This is a genomic window from Prevotella sp. TCVGH, from assembly GCF_023522295.1.
Classification (GTDB): Bacteria; Bacteroidota; Bacteroidia; order Bacteroidales; family Bacteroidaceae; genus Prevotella; species Prevotella timonensis.
In genome coordinates, this window is record NZ_QFFX01000011.1 from 1 (window position 1) to 18,384 (window position 18,384).

16 protein-coding genes are annotated in these 18,384 nt (G+C 39.8%); 3 read left to right on the forward strand and 13 right to left on the reverse strand.

Going from position 1 to position 18,384, the window contains the following annotated elements:
• Window positions 1–244: 244 nt before the first annotated feature.
• The 8 genes from DEM91_RS03315 to DEM91_RS03350 form a co-directional block, all read right to left on the reverse strand.
• Entirely contained in the window at window positions 245–403 is a 159-nt protein-coding gene (locus DEM91_RS03315) for a DUF4295 domain-containing protein (protein WP_004349773.1), read from the reverse strand.
• A 15-nt stretch (window positions 404–418) separates the two neighbouring features.
• Window positions 419–607, reverse strand: a complete 189-nt coding sequence (rpmG, locus tag DEM91_RS03320; protein ID WP_008124061.1) for a 50S ribosomal protein L33 — start codon at window positions 605–607, stop codon at window positions 419–421.
• A 5-nt stretch (window positions 608–612) separates the two neighbouring features.
• Window positions 613–876: a 50S ribosomal protein L28 gene (rpmB, locus tag DEM91_RS03325; protein WP_008124060.1), complete on the reverse strand. Its 264-nt coding sequence runs from the start codon at window positions 874–876 to the stop codon at window positions 613–615.
• Between the two features lie 171 nt (window positions 877–1,047).
• Window positions 1,048–1,566 (reverse strand): CinA family protein, encoded by a 519-nt coding sequence (locus tag DEM91_RS03330; RefSeq protein WP_249857986.1) that lies wholly within the window; start codon window positions 1,564–1,566, stop codon window positions 1,048–1,050.
• Between the two features lie 80 nt (window positions 1,567–1,646).
• Window positions 1,647–2,672 (reverse strand): tRNA (adenosine(37)-N6)-threonylcarbamoyltransferase complex transferase subunit TsaD, encoded by a 1,026-nt coding sequence (tsaD, locus tag DEM91_RS03335; RefSeq protein ID WP_036926649.1) that lies wholly within the window; start codon window positions 2,670–2,672, stop codon window positions 1,647–1,649.
• An 84-nt stretch (window positions 2,673–2,756) separates the two neighbouring features.
• Window positions 2,757–3,620, reverse strand: a complete 864-nt coding sequence (gene map, locus DEM91_RS03340; protein WP_008124054.1) for a type I methionyl aminopeptidase — start codon at window positions 3,618–3,620, stop codon at window positions 2,757–2,759.
• Window positions 3,621–4,407: 787 nt separating this feature from the next.
• Window positions 4,408–4,887 (reverse strand): SsrA-binding protein SmpB, encoded by a 480-nt coding sequence (gene smpB, locus DEM91_RS03345; RefSeq protein ID WP_036926658.1) that lies wholly within the window; start codon window positions 4,885–4,887, stop codon window positions 4,408–4,410.
• Between the two features lie 2 nt (window positions 4,888–4,889).
• Complete coding sequence (locus DEM91_RS03350; RefSeq protein WP_249857987.1) at window positions 4,890–5,393, reverse strand: DMP19 family protein; 504 nt, start codon at window positions 5,391–5,393, stop codon at window positions 4,890–4,892.
• 202 nt (window positions 5,394–5,595) lie between these two features.
• On the opposite strand from DEM91_RS03350, the gene DEM91_RS03355 reads away from it, so the two are divergent.
• On the forward strand, window positions 5,596–6,045 hold the full coding sequence (locus DEM91_RS03355; RefSeq protein WP_103004073.1) for a hypothetical protein: 450 nt from the start codon (window positions 5,596–5,598) through the stop codon (window positions 6,043–6,045).
• 34 nt (window positions 6,046–6,079) lie between these two features.
• Here the strand turns inward: DEM91_RS03355 and DEM91_RS03360 are convergent, their stop codons facing one another.
• A complete protein-coding gene (locus DEM91_RS03360) occupies window positions 6,080–7,591 on the reverse strand; it encodes a glycoside hydrolase family 10 protein (RefSeq protein ID WP_249857988.1) in 1,512 nt (503 codons plus the stop codon).
• Window positions 7,592–7,793: 202 nt separating this feature from the next.
• On the opposite strand from DEM91_RS03360, the gene DEM91_RS03365 reads away from it, so the two are divergent.
• Complete coding sequence (locus tag DEM91_RS03365) at window positions 7,794–8,282, forward strand: GNAT family N-acetyltransferase (protein ID WP_231564450.1); 489 nt, start codon at window positions 7,794–7,796, stop codon at window positions 8,280–8,282.
• 248 nt (window positions 8,283–8,530) lie between these two features.
• Here DEM91_RS03365 and ettA read toward each other — a convergent pair whose 3' ends face one another.
• From ettA to DEM91_RS03385, 4 genes are all read right to left on the reverse strand, one after another.
• Window positions 8,531–10,228 (reverse strand): energy-dependent translational throttle protein EttA, encoded by a 1,698-nt coding sequence (gene ettA / locus DEM91_RS03370; RefSeq protein WP_249857989.1) that lies wholly within the window; start codon window positions 10,226–10,228, stop codon window positions 8,531–8,533.
• Window positions 10,229–10,577: 349 nt separating this feature from the next.
• On the reverse strand, window positions 10,578–11,177 hold the full coding sequence (locus DEM91_RS03375; RefSeq protein WP_249857990.1) for a riboflavin synthase: 600 nt from the start codon (window positions 11,175–11,177) through the stop codon (window positions 10,578–10,580).
• Between the two features lie 922 nt (window positions 11,178–12,099).
• Window positions 12,100–14,322 (reverse strand): C10 family peptidase, encoded by a 2,223-nt coding sequence (locus DEM91_RS03380; protein ID WP_249857991.1) that lies wholly within the window; start codon window positions 14,320–14,322, stop codon window positions 12,100–12,102.
• A gap of 153 nt (window positions 14,323–14,475) precedes the next feature.
• Entirely contained in the window at window positions 14,476–16,104 is a 1,629-nt protein-coding gene (locus tag DEM91_RS03385) for a thiol-activated cytolysin family protein (protein WP_249857992.1), read from the reverse strand.
• A gap of 914 nt (window positions 16,105–17,018) precedes the next feature.
• On the opposite strand from DEM91_RS03385, the gene DEM91_RS03390 reads away from it, so the two are divergent.
• Window positions 17,019–18,356, forward strand: a complete 1,338-nt coding sequence (locus DEM91_RS03390; RefSeq protein ID WP_249857993.1) for a TolC family protein — start codon at window positions 17,019–17,021, stop codon at window positions 18,354–18,356.
• The last annotated feature ends 28 nt before the right edge of the window (window positions 18,357–18,384 follow it).

The window sequence follows — 18,384 nt, forward strand, 5'->3', positions numbered from 1 at the left end:
GCCGGAGGCGCGAAGCCTCCGAAGAGCGGCATCCGACTTGTCTCCGTGTGTTAGCCTTTGCAAACATAGTAACTTATCAAAAGAATAGTGAGTATGGCATCCATGAAGAACTTTCAACGGACAGCTATAACATACACAAAAAACAAAAACTCTACAGACCAAATCTGTAGAGTTGAAATATAGTTACCTGTATGAAGAGCATTGATAATCACAACATATTCTCTTCATTGAGTGTTCTATTTAATTAGTTCTTAAAGAAATCTTTAACAGCTTCGTTTGGAACCATTTGTTCATCAAAAACATAAGCACCCGTCTTTGGGCTCTTCACCATTTTGATTACTTTCGTATATGCTCGACCATCCATCTTACCTTCATGGAGGGTAGCGACCGCTTTTTTTGCCATTTGATAATCTCCTTATTACTTAATCTCCTTATGAAGAGTCATCTTCTTCAAAATAGGATTATATTTTTTTAACTCTAAACGCTCAGGAGAATTCTTACGATTCTTTGTCGTTACATAACGACTCGTTCCTGGCAGTCCACTATCTTTCATCTCGGTACATTCCAAGATAACTTGAACTCTGTTTCCTTTAGCTTTCTTTGCCATGACTATTATTCTCCTATTACTTTAATATCTTTCCAATCGCAATAACCTTTTGAAACAGCTTGCTTCAATGCGGCATCAAGACCTACTTTATTAATGAGACGAAGACCAGCTGCGCTGATCTTAAGGCTAATCCAGCAGCCTTCTTCTACATAGTAGAATTTCTTGCTGAAGAGGTTGACATCAAAGCTACGCTTTGTACGATGCTTTGAGTGAGACACATTGTTACCTATTTGTGCCTTCTTTCCTGTGATTTGACAAATCTTAGACATTGCTATCTTAAATTTTTGTTTTCGACTTTTGATACTTATTCCAAACAGGATGCAAAATTACAAATATTTATCGTAATTCCAAAAGAATATTTAAAAGAAATGTCTAAATTAAGTTTTTTTATTGGTATTTTCTTTTCAATCCACGAGAAAACCCTCTCCTATCAAGGTAGATTATTCCTTAGAATCAAGTTCTTGATGAGACAGAGTTTCTTTAAGAAAATCAAGAAATAAGCTCAAAGCTTGGTTAGTTGCGTTGGCTAAATTCACATCTCGCCCATTATCCTCTGTGAGCTTAAAGGTTCGCATATCATCTTTTGAGCCATACGCAATCCAAATAGTCCCAACAGGAATGGTAGGTGTACCTCCTCCAGGACCTGCAATCCCTGTTATGGCAATGGCATAATCACAGTTTATCGTTTGGCATAATCCCACAGCCATTTGCATAGCTACTTCTTCACAAACAGCAGTCTGTTCTTCGATAACTTGCGCATTCACTCCAAGCAAGTGAATCTTCAATTCATTGCTGTATGCGATAATACCGCCTTTGAAATAATTAGACGCTCCGGGTACAGCAGCTATCACTTCTGCGATTCTTCCTCCTGTACAACTTTCTGCGGTTCCTAATGTTTTATTTGAATCATATAGAAATTGTTGTATTTCTCTACTGATTACTTTATTTTCAAAATTCATGATGATGATGTATTATTTTTATGCAGCTATATCTGTTTCAATCTCTTACTATTCAGCTTAATCACTACTGAAAATACGGTCTACTTAAAAGTTACTTTACTAAATGCTGGTTGATCGATACTGCAATAATCATGATCTAAATATTTATAATAGCCAGTAATTCCTATCATCGCAGCATTATCTGTGGTATAACTGAATTTAGGAATATAAATAGTCCAACCATATTTATCTGCATGTTCATGGAAAGCATTCCGCAAACCATTGTTGGCAGAAACACCACCTGCCACTGCAACATGCTTAATACCTGTCTGCTTGACTGCCATTCTTAATTTCTTCATGAGAATATCTACAATCGTAAATTCAAGACTCGCTGCAATATCTGTTTTATGCTTCTCTATGAAATCAGGATCATCAGCCATCCATTTTCGCAAACTGTATAAGAAGGAGGTCTTTAAACCCGAAAAGCTGTAATCCATACCTTCGATATGTGGTTCTGAAAATTGATAGGCATGAGGATTTCCCTGCCGTGCCAATTTGTCAATGATAGGTCCACCTGGATAACCAAGTCCCATCACCTTTGAACATTTATCTATCGCCTCACCTGCCGCATCATCAATGGTTTGTCCCAATACCTGCATGTCATTATAGGCATTCACCTTCACTATTTGAGAATTACCACCAGAGACGAGTAAACAGAGGAATGGGAATGGAGGCTGATGGAAGTCCTCCTCATTTTCTTTGATGAAATGTGCCATGACATGCCCTTGAAGATGATTGACATCAATCATTGGAATACCTAACGAACGGGCAAATCCCTTCGCAAAACTAACACCTACCAATAATGACCCCATCAATCCCGGACCTCGCGTAAAAGCGACAGCATCCAGCTGGTTCTTTGAGATGCCAGCTTTCTTTAAGGCTTGGTCTACTACTGGAACCACATTTTGTTGATGAGCGCGAGAAGCTAATTCAGGCACAACACCACCATAAGCTTCATGAATAGCCTGTGAAGCAGTGACATTACTTAATAATATGTCGTTACGAAGTACAGCTGCAGAAGTATCGTCACAACTACTTTCTATACCTAATATATAAATATCTCTCATCCTTTATCAATTATCTATTTACCTTTCCTATGTTATAACACTCTCGGGGCGTGCGACTCTTAAAACGCAATCGGTTTTAAGACTTTAATGTGTCAATATTTCAACTCCATGCTCGGTCATAACAAACGTATGCTCCCATTGTGCACTGGGGAGTTCGTCTCCTGTTATCACTTCCCATCCAAACGGGTCGTCTGCATCAATATATACTTTCCACGTTCCCATGTTAATCATTGGTTCTATGGTAAACACCATTCCCGGAACCAATAACATACCCGTTCCCTTATGACCGTAATGGTTCACATTGGGTTCTTCATGAAACTTCAAACCAACACCGTGTCCACACAAATCTCGCACTACACCGTAATGATATTTTTCTGCGTGCTTCTGAATAGCATGCCCTATATCCCCCACAAAAGAATAAGGTTTAGCAGCCTCTGCACCAATTTCCAAACATTCTTTGGTTACTCGTACCAACTGCTCTTTCTCCGGAGTGGTTTTTCCAATAATAAACATTCGGGAGGCATCCGCATAATATCCATCAACGATGGTCGTCATATCCACATTGATAATATCACCTTCTTTTAGCACATCAGACGTTTTTGGAATGCCATGGCACACTACTTCATTGATGCTTGTACAAACACTTTTAGGAAATCCTTCATAATTCAAACAAGCAGGAATGGCATTATGCTCTTTACAATAATTCATGCAGATATCGTCTATTTCCTGAGTATTCATACCTGCATGGATATGACAAGCCACTTCATCTAATACCCCTGTGTTCACTACCCCACTTTTGCGGATACCTTCTATCTGTTCTGGGGTTTTTATCAATTCGCGAGTAGGAACTAACTTACCTTTGTTCTCCCAATACATCACTTGCTTATCGAGTTCTGTCAAAGGAACACCTGGTAAGCTATGCCATCTTTTTTTTCTCTTAAAATTCATATCTACTAATCAATTTGAGTAGTCTACAAAAGTACATCAATTTATAGATAATACAAAACATTATTCTATCTTTTTGGAGAGGTACACAAAAAAGTGGTGTGTATCTTCGGCTTTTTCATTGAAGAAAGATGATGGGTTGTGAAACCGCCATCTTTTTTCTTTTGGTTTCACAACAATTACCCCTCAATGAAAATGCTACATTTTCTCATTATTCTTGGTAAAGGTATCCGCTGTTTTTGTCCTGTAAATTTACCAAAAAACGACCATTGAAAATCTTCAAAATAGAAAAATTTAATAGGCAAACGACCAACAAAAATGCGCTGATTTTGTCAAAATAGACGTCTTTTCAAGTTAGAACATTGACTTAATGCGCTTGGAAGCACTCTTTAGAGATGTTATTCACATGCTTCAGCAGCCTTAAAGCATGCAAATAGAAGGCTTAGAGTAATGCTTTAGCAGCCAAGAAAGGGTAAAAATAAGAAAGAAATGAGAAGCGTTTGGTGTAACGTATTCAATAACAAAAGGTTATGAACGTTGCTCATTTTTAGCGTATTTGCGACCAACAATGACGTTGGTGATTTTCACGCGAGTTATGAGAGGCACTTTGTAAAGAAAATTCAGCATTTATAATCTTACAACATAGCGTATTCGTCAATTTACAAACACTGCGTGATTGGTGCTGTTCGTTGTAAAAATATCATTTTTATGTCAATGAGCCGTGGTGTATATCAACAATGTTCTATTGGGTAAGCCATCATTCCAACTTTGTCATCTCTTAGGGCATCCACTAATAATGTTTCAATGCCCGATCCATCTCTCGCTGGTCTTCCTTTTCTTTCAAACTTTGACGTTTGTCATACTCTTTCTTACCTTTTGCCAAGACGATATCCACTTTTGCTCTACCTTTCTGGTCGATAAAGAGCAACACAGGAAGAATGGTGTTTCCGGGATTTTTGGCATCAATCTCCAAACGTCGTATTTCTCGTTTTGTCAATAACAGTTTGCGATCTCTCCGAGCTTCATGATTAGAAAATGAACCATAAAAATAAGGACTTATATTCATGCCTTTAACCCAAATCTCACCGTTATTGATATAGCAAAAGGCATCCACCAACGAAGCTTTGCCTAAGCGGATGGATTTTATCTCCGTACCCGTGAGAACAATTCCTGCGGTATAGGTATCTATAAAAAAATATTCAAAAGAAGCCCTTTTGTTCTTAATTTGGATGGGACTTTTCTTTCGAAGTGCTTGTTCATCTTTATTCATCATCAAATAATTTTAGCAAACTTATCAATATGCTGATCTACATAGTTTGCAATCTCACTTGTCCAACGTTCTTCGTTTTCAACAAACGTATCATCATAGTCGTCAAATTCAGGATACTTTTCAAACAAAGCCATAAATTCATCTTCCGAACAATCGCGCTCAATTTCCTCACCATATTTACGGTATAGGTTATGACACTTTTTTATGATTCTAAATAAGTCTATCATTCCCCACGCTTTCACAGCCTTATCAAACGGATTATGAAAGATAAATGCACCATAACCATTATGGATTAACTGGATAAAGCCACCGTCCATTACCTCCTTATGAAGAATGTCATAAGCCAATAACGTAATTTGATCGGCATTTAGCTGACTCATCGTATCAGCCGTCAGCTCTCCACCAATGGCTTGATAAATAGCATCAATAAAGGTTTGGAGAAAAGCATCCATCCCCTGTTCAGCAGCTTTCTGCAAAGCGGTATCTTTAACTGTAACTTCTAACATATCTTTGTTTCTTCGTGCAAAGATATTTATTTTTTACTAATATTCTATCATTCCTTTGCGATATTTCAATTACTGACCATGACGACAAAACATTTCAAACAAAAACGCAGCAACAATCAATGAAACATAAATTATTCGTTTTCTTTGCTCGTTGTATTCAAAAAAGAATTATATTTGCAGCGGTTAAAGAAAGAGAGATAAAATGCAACCATCAGAACAAACAATCAATCAAATTGAACGTACCATTCGTAAAATTGCACAGAAATTTTCCGAAGAGATAGAATCTGTGAACATCACAGACATACATCTAAGAGTAGGTCAAGACAGTGGTGAGCTAAGAGCTTATAATGACGATGATCAAGAAATTACACGATGTGTTATTTCTGAATGGATTGATTACAAAGACGACGATTTTTATGATGTGGTGACGGATATTTTAAGAACGAATCTTAAGAAACATAGCCACCTCGTTGACCAAATGAATATTCTAAAACCCTTCAGCTTTATTCTTGAAGATGAAGACGGTGAACATCTTGCAGAACTCTATGTGGCAGACGACGATACAGTGATTATTGGAAAAGATTTGATGAATAATTTGGAAGAGGACTTAGACTCATTCTTAGATCATTTATTAAATGAAAATCTTTCATAAACGTCAAAAGAGCTTTTTTGAAGCTCTTTTGATGTTATAGTTTTATATTTTTCTTTTTTCCTTTACTCTCATTATTCATCCTATCTACGGCTGTTACCACATATCTATATTTTGTCTTACCATCTGCATAAGGCAACTTATACATTGTTTTATTCGTAATGGTAACAATCTTTGACGGGTCATCTAAGTTGACACGTTCGCCTTTGTTAAAACGATATACCACATACTTCGTGGCAACATCATCCCAATTCTTTCCACGAGGTGGTGTCCAAAACAACAAGTAACCACTACTCGTCCATACAGCTTTTACCTTTCGTGGCTTTTTAGGTCTCTTATCATCAATAAAAGGCATTTTGGGTTGCAGGGCAGGATATTTCCAGTAATAGTTTCGCAAAGTAGTGCCGTAGTTACCAATGTTATCAACCACCGCCTTTGCATACCACAGCACAGTGCCTTTTACATGATTCATCTCCTCATGGAGTTTGAACTTAGCAGGCATCTGGTGACTGTTAGGATTCTTAGGATCAGCAAATTTAACAGTTCTCTCAACATCCTCACCTATATAAAGAGGTCGGTTTCCTGCATACTTGTTCCACCATTTTATCAAAGTCTCATAATCAGCAGCCGAATGTCCTATTTGCCAATAGAGCTGTGGCACACAATAATCTACCCATCCATTGTTTACCCATAACAGCACATCGGCATAAAGGTCGTCATAGTTTTGCAACCCACGTGTATTGCTGCCTATTTTCGGATCAGACTTCTTATTACGATAGATACCAAAAGGCGAAACACCAAATTTAACCCATGGCTTTCGTTGATGTATTTTCTCTCCTAACTCTTTGATAAAAACATTTACGTTGTAACGACGCCAATCATTGATATTATTTATACCATTGTGATATTGCCTATACTCACGTCCGTCTTGAATAATCTCGCCTGGTGCAGGATAAGGATAAAAATAATCATCGATGTGAAAACCATCAATGTCGTATCGGCTCACAATATCATCTACTACTTGGTAGATATAAGCCCTATTGGCAGGATTACCAGGGTTAAGAATAAATTGTCCTCCGTAGGTAAATACGCTTCCCGGTTGCTTTATTGCAATGTGGTTGCTGGCTAAAGCCGTTGTTCCTTTTGTCTTTGCTCGAAAAGGGTTAATCCATGCATGCAGTTCCATGCCTCTTTCGTGACACTGTTCTATCATCCATTGCAACGGATCCCACAATGGATAAGGGGCTTTTCCTTGAACACCTGTCAGGTATCTGCTCCATGGTTCATATCTACTTGGATAAAGAGCATCACATTCTGCCCTTACTTGAAAGATAATGGCATTAACACCGTCCTTCTGTAGTTCATCTAACTGATAACGAAGTGTCTGTTGCATTTGCTGGGTACCCATACCTTCAAACTGTCCATTGACACATTGAATCCATGCTCCCCTAAATTCATGTTTTTGAGCATTTCGTGCAAAAACAAAGACACTGAGTTCACAACATAAGAATAAGAATAATAACCTTATTGAGATTAAATATTTGTTCATCTTGCTATTTCTTTTCTGCAAAGATAAAACTTGTAATGCGAAAAACCAAAAATCCCTACATGTTGTTATATTATTTCATGTGTAGCCATGAATATTTAACGACTTAATTGGTTCAGTTTCACAAAGATTTTCTATCTTTGTAAAAAAGAATACGATGCTACACATCAAAGAAATAAAAAAGGATTCAAAAGATATAGAGCTCGTGAAAAGACTCTATGTAGAGGCATTTCCCAAAGTTGAACGCATGTCTTTTGACTCATTATTGCTATTGCAACGAAAAGCAGATGTCCGTTTTTTAGGCTTTTATGATAAAAATGACGAATTCAAGGGGCTCACATATACATATCATCATGACAATTTGAGTTGGTTGTTCTATTTTGCTGTAATGCCTAACGAAAGAGGAAAAGGGTATGGTACGAGGATTATCAAACGACTTTTAGAAAGATATAAGAATGAACGTTTTATGATTGATATAGAGGATGTCGACCAACCCGCATCAAATACCGAGCAGCGAAAAAAGCGATACGAATTTTACAAACGCATGGGATTTATTGATTATGGGGTCAGAAAGGTTTGGCCTGGCATTACTTACAATATCATGTCGTGTGGAGGACCTGTCACCTTAGAGGATTACAATCGCGTCTATAATGAGTTTTGGGAAATCATCGAACCTTTAGAAGAATCAGAATAACGATTGAACAGCATCATTGTATATGACAAACGATGGTTGCAAAAAAGATTCATCGTCTAATTGCATTCGTACCTTCGCTTGCTGACGAGTCGAGACGAAATCAGATAACAATGCTTGCTATCGGTCAGATGATGTGAAATAGATGCAAAATACATTCTCACTATTTGCAGTTGAACCGAAAAAGAAGCCACGAACGACACGTTACCATAGTAGTAACAAGGTTCGTGGCTTAGTGAAAAAGAAATATATCAATCTTCCATTAACTTACGATAGCGTCCCTTTTTAATATCTTCGTTGCCTAATCGGCGCGCTTTATTGATTTCATATTCAGAGTAAGTACCTTCAAAATAGAATACTTCACCATTGCCCTCGAATGCCAAGATATGTGTACAAATACGGTCTAAGAACCATCGGTCGTGACTGATGACAACCGCACAACCAGCAAACGACTCCAGACCTTCTTCCAATGCTCTCAAGGTATTCACATCAATATCGTTGGTAGGTTCGTCCAATAACAAAACGTTACCCTCTTGCTTCAGTGCCAACGCCAACTGCAAACGATTTCGTTCTCCACCCGAAAGCACCTCGCACTTTTTGTTTTGGTCGGTACCAGAAAAGTTAAAGCGTGACAAATACGCACGTGCATTGACATCACGACCGCCCATTCTTATATTTTCATTGCCTTGTGAAACAACTTCATAAACTGTTTGCTGGGGGTCTATATCTTTATGTTGCTGGTCTACGTATGCTAACTTTACCGTTTCTCCTACTTCAAAAGTACCCGCATCTGGCTGTTCGAGTCCCATAATCAAACGGAAAAGCGTGGTTTTACCTGCGCCATTGGGTCCTATCACTCCTACAATGCCATTGGGAGGCAACATAAAATTGAGATCTGTAAACAACACTTTTTCACCAAAAGCTTTTTTCACATGCTGTGCTTCAATCACTTTATTACCCAAGCGAGGTCCGTTAGGAATGAAGATTTCTAATTTATCTTCTCTCGTTTTCTGCTCTTCATTCAGCATCTGCTCATACGAGTTTAGACGAGCCTTTCCCTTTGCTTGTCGAGCCTTAGGTGCCATACGCACCCACTCTAATTCACGCTCTAATGTCTTGCGACGCTTAGATGCGGTCTTTTCCTCTTGATCCATGCGCTTGGTCTTCTGCTCCAACCACGAAGTATAATTACCTTTCCATGGAATACCTTCGCCACGGTCTAACTCCAAAATCCACTCACTAACATCGTCTAAGAAATATCGGTCGTGCGTTACCGCAATAACCGTTCCCTCATACTGCTGTAAATGCTGCTCCAACCAATCGATACTTTCTGCATCAAGATGGTTGGTTGGCTCGTCTAATAACAATACATCAGGCTTTTGTAAGAGTAAACGGCACAGTGCCACACGTCGTCGTTCACCCCCTGAAAGATTTGTTACTGGCAGATGACCAGCAGGACATCGTAAGGCAGCCATCGCACGTTCTAACTTAGAGTCCATGTTCCATGCATCGGTAGCATCGATGATGTCTTGCACTTCTGCTTGTCGTTGCATCAGTTTGTCCATTTTGTCAGGATCGCCATAATATTCTTCCAGTCCGAACTTGACATTTATTTCGTCATATTCTTTCAATGCGTCATAGACTTTATGCACCCCTTCTTGCACGTTTTCTTTCACGGTTTTAGTTTCGTCCAATGGCGGGTCTTGTGGCAAATATCCTACAGTATAGCCAGGACTCCACACTACATCGCCTTGGGTTGGCTGCTCTATACCGGCAATAATCTTCATCAAAGTTGATTTACCAGCACCGTTCAATCCTATAATACCAATTTTTGCACCATAAAAGAAAGACAAATAAATGTCTTTGAGTATTTGTTTTTGGTTTTGGGGGATAATCTTTGATACTCCCACCATGGAGAAGATTATTTTCTTGTCGTCTACAGTTGCCATATAAGTTTTTGAGTTTATGAGTTAATGAGTTATTAAGTTGAGTTGTTGAGTTGAGTTGTTAAGTTATTAAGTTACTAAGTTGATGAGTTATAGGTTTTAGTTTCAAACTTCAAGACCGCAATTTCATCAAAAAAGCCGTCATTCTTTTTAGGCTGGTTCTATAAATTAGCTTTGTTAGATTTTAAGCTTATTTTTGAGGTCAAAATGCAAGAGAGTGAAGGAGTGTAGCGAGCTACACGACTGAACGAACTTACATTTTGAACCAAAAAGAAGCCAAAAGATAACAAAACGTATTTCATATTTTTTTTTATGACTATATGCGGTGGTAATTTATAGAACCAGACTTTAATTATATTTCTCGTAATCGAGCGATATATTTTCCTAAAATATCAAACTCTAAATTGACGATAGACCCAACTTTGATATCACAAAAGTTGGTATGCTCCTTCGTATAAGGAATAATTGCTACGGTAAAACGATTGTTTGTTGGTTCGCAAACCGTCAACGAAACACCATTTACTGTTACGCTTCCTTTATCAACTGTAATATATCCTCGTTTCGCCATTTCTCTGCTATAAGGATACTCAAAAGTGAAATAAGTAGAACCGTCAGCATCTTGCATCTTCACACAAGTGGCTGTTTGGTCTACGTGTCCTTGAACAATATGCCCGTCCAGCCTGCCATTCATTAGCATTGAGCGTTCTACATTCACCTTGTCTCCAATGGTTATCAATCTCAGATTAGACCGTTCCAACGTCTCCTTCATCGCTGTTACCGTGTATGTATCATCGTGAAGACGCACAACGGTTAAGCAAACACCATTGTGACTAATACTTTGGTCAATCTTCAATTCGTCAACAAACGAACATTTCAATGTAAAATCAATGTTTTCTTGATCATGGCTAATCGCAACTACGGTTGCCATTTCTTCTACAATTCCAGAGAACATAAACAAAGTTTTTAATAGGGTTCTATAAATTATCCTTGTCAAGTTTTGAACTTATGTCACACGAAGTAGGCTGTACCTCAACACAGAAAGCAAACTTTCTCCGCATTCGGCTTGCACTACCTTGTGTGGTCAATCTTAAAGTGAGTAAGGTTGTGTAGCTACTACACTCCCAATGGCACTAACGCATTGAACCATAAAGGTACGAAACGTTGGCAAGACGTAACCCATAATATATTTAGTTGTGGTGGTAATTTATAAAACCCACCTTATATTTATAAAGGCAGGAAACACACCTGCCTTTATGTATGAAAAAGGGGTTGCTCGATGATGTGATGAAACTCCGAACTATATAAGATTTGAGAGCTCTCCGTCTTTGTAATCCACCGGCTTTACAGCTTAGTCCTAAAAGGATTTATGTGGCCCGCCATTAACAAAAGAAGTCTTCTCGGTTTCATGTTTTTATTGATGAGTATCCCGATCAAATCGACACAACCCCATGTTGTACTCTTTCTAAATGCAAAGATACAAATTTAGAATGAAACCTACAAGCCTTGTCACCTTTTTACATCCTTATAATAATGTTTTTTAATTATTGCTGTCCGTTAAAACTTCATTTACCCCAACCGTTCCAAATAGTTATGGGTTTTAGTTTGTTTTGTAACCTTACTACGATTGTACGCTTTATATGAAGTTTCTTTTCGTTAGATTAAATGTCTGTCTTTGTATTCCTTTGATTCCACTTCGCAATGAACACCTTTAGTTTTTGGTTATATAACTCCCGCTATTAGTGCTTACTCGGGATTTTCACCAATTAGACAATGTTCATGCTGAAGATACACAAAAAGTCCGCAATACCTGTCATTGGTATCACGGACTTTTGATGATTGTTATACTCATCTGTCAGCTCTGAATGGGTTGCGGTTTAGCGCACTTGGAGCGTGTAATCCTCAACTTCACCATTGTTGAATCCTCCACAAGGATCTTGATAGCCGTCAGGACTGGCAACAATTCGGATGCGATAGTTACCTTTTTGAATCGTTGTGGGTACATAGATATAGCCAGAGAACCCGTAATAAGAGTAGCGCTCAACTTTCTTTTCGTTTGGTGAGAAAACTCCATCGTTGTTGAAATCGACATAGACACGCCAATACATCTTGCTTCTGGAAGAAGATTTGAAGCCTGGAGTGAGCACATACTTAAAGGACTGACCAAGACTTGCGTAAGCAATATACGAAGTAAAATCTGAGTATGAACTTCCGCCTGACACCTTCGTCATAGTGCTAAGACTGATTTGGCTGATATAAGCTGATGAGAAGTTGGCAGCTCCAACAGTACAGTATGTGTTTGGATTAGGTGTCGGGTCTGGTTCAGGATCGGGATCAGGGGTTGGGTCTGGTGTAGGATTAGGGTCTGGATCAGGGTCTGGATTTGGCTTAGGATCAGGTTCGGGTGGAGCTGGTTTCGTGATGACAGCCGTATAATCTTCAACCTCACCATAAGTAAAGTGCTCGTCAGGTTTAGGATAACTGCCCCATTTTGCACTGACACGCACACGCGTTTCGCCATTCACGGCGTTGGAGGGAACCTTGAACATACGGTAGAAATAGTTGTCCGAATTCATGTATTGAGCCAACACGCGCTCGTTGTCCTCAAATTTTTTGTTGCCGTTAAAGTCCACCCAAACACACCAGTACATGGGATAAACACCGTTAGGGAATCGTGGCATGAGCGTAATGTAGTTGCTGCTGCCAGCCTCAAGCTTCACCTTCTTGTTCTGGAAGAACGTGTAGGACGAGGCTCCACTATAGTTTTGCATGTCGCCTATGCTTACATAATAAATATAAGTGGAGTTAAAATAATCCGAATAAGAGGATGCGTAGCTATCTGTTGGGGTTGGATCAGGAGTTGGATCAGGGGTTGGGTCAGGGTCATTGCCGTCGTTATAGCCTGGTGGAGCAAAGTTCACCACGATGGTTTGCCAGTAATTGAAACCTCCAGAGCCACCACCAATGCCCAAACCACTCGGGTCAAGTGCGTTAAGCAAGAAATAGCCATCAGAAGATCCGCCCCATCCCCAATTGATGTGGAAGTATCCATTAGAGCTGTAACCATCACAAACAAAGGAATGGCCACCACCGTTACCACTCCCAGCATACTGCACGGGTCTACGGTTGTCAAGCTCGTTGCGCACGATGCTCTCCCACTGAGTAGTGGAATAGTCTGATCGTTCCAAGCTCGTTACAGCATCAGGATAAGAATAGTAGGTCTTCAACATCTTCGGAACGTACTGCTGATAGGTGCCGCTACCAGAGGGCGAGAAGCCCATGTCCAAGCCCACAGCCACACCGTAGCAAAGGCTTGCTACATCGTTATTGGATTCGCGGAGCACAGAATACGGCATGTTCTTCCAATTCAAATCGTAGTTATAATTGAAAGACAGCGTGCCATAACTGGAGTTGTAAGAGTGATAGCCCTTTCCTCGAGCAGGATACTCGTAGAAACGCATGATTTGGGAGGTTGCCGTAGCGACACAACCCACAGGACAATTATACGGGCAGTAAGCGTTGTAATAAGGAGCTTGGTTCCAATGAATGTTGGCTAACAACGGACTTACTGATGTCTGTGCGTTCATCTCCTGGTTAGTTCCTGCGATGGCTGTCTGCCGCATTTGTTTGATGCGATTGTCAATCTTTACGTTTTCATAGGCAAAGCGAATCTCTTTAGAATAGCCGTCAAGCAGCTCGCGCATATTCACAGGTATTTTGTTAGGGTCGAACTTGCCATTGGTGGAATAGCCCAAAATGGGATAAGTACCCTTGGAGGCAGAAACGACAACAAAGGCATCATCGCCACAATTGATAATGTAATAGGTAGAGCGTTGTGCGTTGGAAGCACGGGTGCGCGGCATTCCGTCTGTATACACCACTTTTAATTCAGGTATACCACTTGCCCTGGTCTTCACTTGAGCCACATCACTGTTTTGATCAAGGAAGTTTCCTGCGATTTCCAAAGCTTCTTTTTCTTCCACGAAATTACTTTCGTTATTGCTTGTCATGATGGATTGAAATTCATCTGTCTGGCATCCAAAAAGAGTCAACAAGCCAACGAAGAAGAATCCATACAATAATTTAAAGAAACGTTTCATCAGCGTATAGGTTTTAATGATGTGTTGAATATGATAATAATAAAGGTAATAGAAATTATAGGAGAGTGCGAATTTTTATCTGATTCGCACTTTCCGTCTATAGTGTATAATAGTCCTTGGCGGAGAAGTAGATTTCCCCGCCAAGAAAAAAGATTATTCTGTAGCGTAGCTTACATCAAAGACGATGGAGCCATGGTAGTCCACTGCAATCTTGCGGCGTGTTTGCATGCCGAACTGATAGTCTTTTGCATCGAAAATCAAGTCTTTCAACGTCTTGGTTATAGTCACCGTACCAAGATCATCACCCTTGGTAGTTCCTGCAGCGACAGTGTTACCCAGCGTAACAGTGATTTCCACCTTCTGATTGAGGAATGCTTCCATGTCCATACCGTTTCTATTCAGCGTAATTGTTGCGGTAGGTGCATCGATTTGGGTGTAAATGTTCGGACCATTCATCTTGTAAGCGTCTGAATAAGGAGCTTTGAACAAGGATATTGTTTGACCATTTGGCAATTTCATCGTTGCATTACCCCAAACGTAAAGATCGGGTTTGCTGGCAGCGGCAGCCTCCAATGCGGAAGGTGTCAGTTTGAAGGAAATACGGTTGCACTCGGGTACAAACACAGAAGAAATAATCGGGAATCGATCAGTAGTAAGCACCTGTGCCACAGAGTTGTCATCTACATAGCGGAGCGTGTAAGAGATTGGTTCTGCTGTAGAAATAGGCATGGGCTCTGCGAGACTCTTGCGGAAGCCTTCCCAACCACCGTCAGCGAGGCGTCCGTGTTGTTCAGCCTTGCCACCGATGCAAAGCAGGTGGAGTGCAGACTCATCGAGAACTTTCTTATATTGTGTCTGCAAGTTCACACTAAGATTGCCCCAGTTGGGAAGCAATAAGCCAATGGCGGCAGTCACCTCGTCATAGGTATAGTTACTGGAAACTAACATGTAGGCGATACGACCATAATACACGTCACTAACATAAACAGGAATGGTGCCATCAAAATTCTTTGCTACCTCAGCTGCATTGGCAAGTATACATCCTGTTGGTGTATCCATTGAAACGCTATAAACTTTTTGGATGAACTTCAACAACACATGTGTCTTGTTGCGTTGCCATGAGTTGCTCAAGTCCCATGTAAGTTTTGCAGAGGTACCAATGGAGCCTGAGAGCTGTACAGAACCAGACCTATCGAGTGTCACCTGATGATACTCGTATTCGGTCATGGCACCTGCATCCTGTGCACCAAAAGAGAGCCAATCTTTGAGTACATCCTGATAAGAGCTCCATGTGGGATCGTTAAGTGGTCTGGAACTCAAAGAGCCTGGATCTTTGGGCACAAGTGTGTTGGAGATGACGATAGGATTGAGTTTCTGTCCTTTCACTGGTTTGTACTCACCACTTGTAACACTTCCACCAACAAACACATGTCCAGGATAGATAGATGTCTGTGCGGGATTGAAGATCATAAACTCATTGTAAGCCGTACCTGACTGATGATAGGTAGTGCGAGTGATTTTCACGCCAGGAACACCATTAACGAAGTCATAAGAAGAAGTTTCGGTGCCTGGAGTTGGAGCGGGAGGAACATTCGGGGTTGGCGCACCGCTACGAGCCATACCCACGCCAAGCGAGTAATTGGCAAATGAGAACGACTCCTTAGGAACTGGGTTGGTGGTCTCATCATCGACCAACGGATCCCCACTCGAACAAGCACAAAGAGCCAAAACGGCTACCATCGGAAGCCAGGTCTTGGGCGCATGCAGCTTAAAATTTTTCATAATAAACTGATTTTAAATAATTTGTTAATAAAAAAATAATAAAGTCTTTAAAAAACAGCAACAGTATTCTTGTTTCTTTTTTGCTATGTAGATTAGTAGTTATTATCATTGCTTTGCTTATCGTCAGCCTTCATGCTTGCAAAGAGTTATCTTTGAGTTGTCCAGCTAACCAAGAGAGTGCAGAATGTTCTGCAAATATTCACACGTTTTCATCTCATCAAGAGAAGATACGTTTCAGATATTCAAGGGAGTAAGGCTCAAACTTCAAGTCCACTTCTACTTCGTTGGAGATTTTCATCAGCAAAAAAGAGAACGCTCCCATATAGCACCACGACACGTTGTCCACCTAAGGACTGTGGGAATTGATAATACATAGTTCATTTCTTCATGATTATTATCTTAACTTCGAAACACTACTATGATTATGATTCCGCAGCAAAGTTAATAAACATCTATAAAACCATAAAAAAAATAATGAGATTTTTTTATGAAAAAAAATATAAAAGACAGTTCTTAGCTTAAGAATAGTTATAAAACAAATGTGTTTATTTGAGAGTTGTACCCTCTGATATCTTTCTTTGGTGTTGGCTCTAAATTGAGCCATATAGTTTACAAAAATGCGCATTTTACCACTCATTTGTTTGTCTTTTATTTACGTATGGACACAATTATTCCATAGAAACGAGACATTCGATTGGAACTTATTGGTTTGCACATATCACGATGGTGGCGATGTCCCTTTTCGCAGATAATTGGATTCATTCCCCATTCAAAAGCACCCCAAAGGAAATCAAAGCTCTCCTTCATCGATGTATGAAACTTTTTTGCTACTTTTGTCGTCAAAGAAACGTATGGCAACCCATCATCATACAAATAACAGTTACGAATAACAACTCATCTAAAAAATCTACCATATGAACAAGATTTTTCAAATCAGCCTTTGTGGCATGGCTTTTCTTCTAAGTACATCTACCGTACAGTCTAAAGAGTGGTCGCTGAAAGACTGCATTCATTATGCGCTAGCCCATAACATTTCGTTGCAAAAGAAAACACTTCAACATTTGAGTGCGCAAGAAGACACGAAACAAAGTCAAGCTGCCCTATTGCCGTCATTAGCGGTAAGCACCTCCCAAAATTTGACATACCGTCCCTGGCCACAAACAGGAATTTCCACAGGGGGCTATATGCAGGCATCGGTAGATAAGGTGTATTATAATGGTTCGTATAGCATTAACAGCAATTGGACGGTATGGAATGGTGGAAAAAACAAACATACGATAAAGCTCAACAAGATTCTTGAGCAACAAACAGCATTGGATTCGGCAGAGATGGCTAACAAACTGATTGAACAAATTGCACAACTATACGTTCAAATTCTTTATTCCAAAGAAGCGGTAGCTGTTAATCAATCCATTTTAGAAACCAGCAAACAGAACGAAACACGAGGCGAAGAGTTCTTAAAAGTTCAAAAGATGAGTCGTGCGGATATGGCACAGTTGACCGCCCAACGAGCTGCAGATGAATATAATGTAATAGAAGCCGAAAACAACTTGCGCAACTATAAGCGACAGTTGAAGGAACTTCTACAAATTATTGACACAGAAGAGTTTGATGTGTTGCCTCCTCATCAAATAGAGACCGTTGAAAATCAGGCGATACCCAGTGTGTCTGAGATTTATACGACTGCCCTCAACAACCGCCCCGAAATAAGAAATGCAGCATTGGGTATCGAAAGTAGTAATCTTAGTGTACGTATTGCCAAAGCTGGGAAATTACCCACATTGGGAGTAAGTGCTGGCGTAGGAACAAGTACTACCTCCATGAGCAACTATGAATGGGGCAAACAAATAAAGAATAACTTTGACATTGGAGCTGGTATTTCCATTAACATCCCCTTGTTTGACAATCGACAAACCAAAACAGCTGTCAACAAAGCTCTTTTACAAAAGCAGAGTTATATGTTGGATCTCAAAGACAAACAAACCAAGCTCTACTCTACCATCGAGGATTATTGGTTACAAGCCACCAACAACCAACACAGATTGCGAGCTGCCATGATAAGCACCAAGAGTGCCGAAGAAAGCTACCAGCTGCTCAAAGCGAAGTTTGACGAGAACCTTATCAATATTGTAGAACTGATGAAAGGGAAAGATCAGCTGATGAATGCTCAACAAAACGAGCTTCAAGCCAAATATCTTACCTTGCTCAATATTCACCTATTAAAGTTCTACCAACAAGGAGTCATGGAATAAAATAAAGCAAAAGTGGCTTCTATCTATT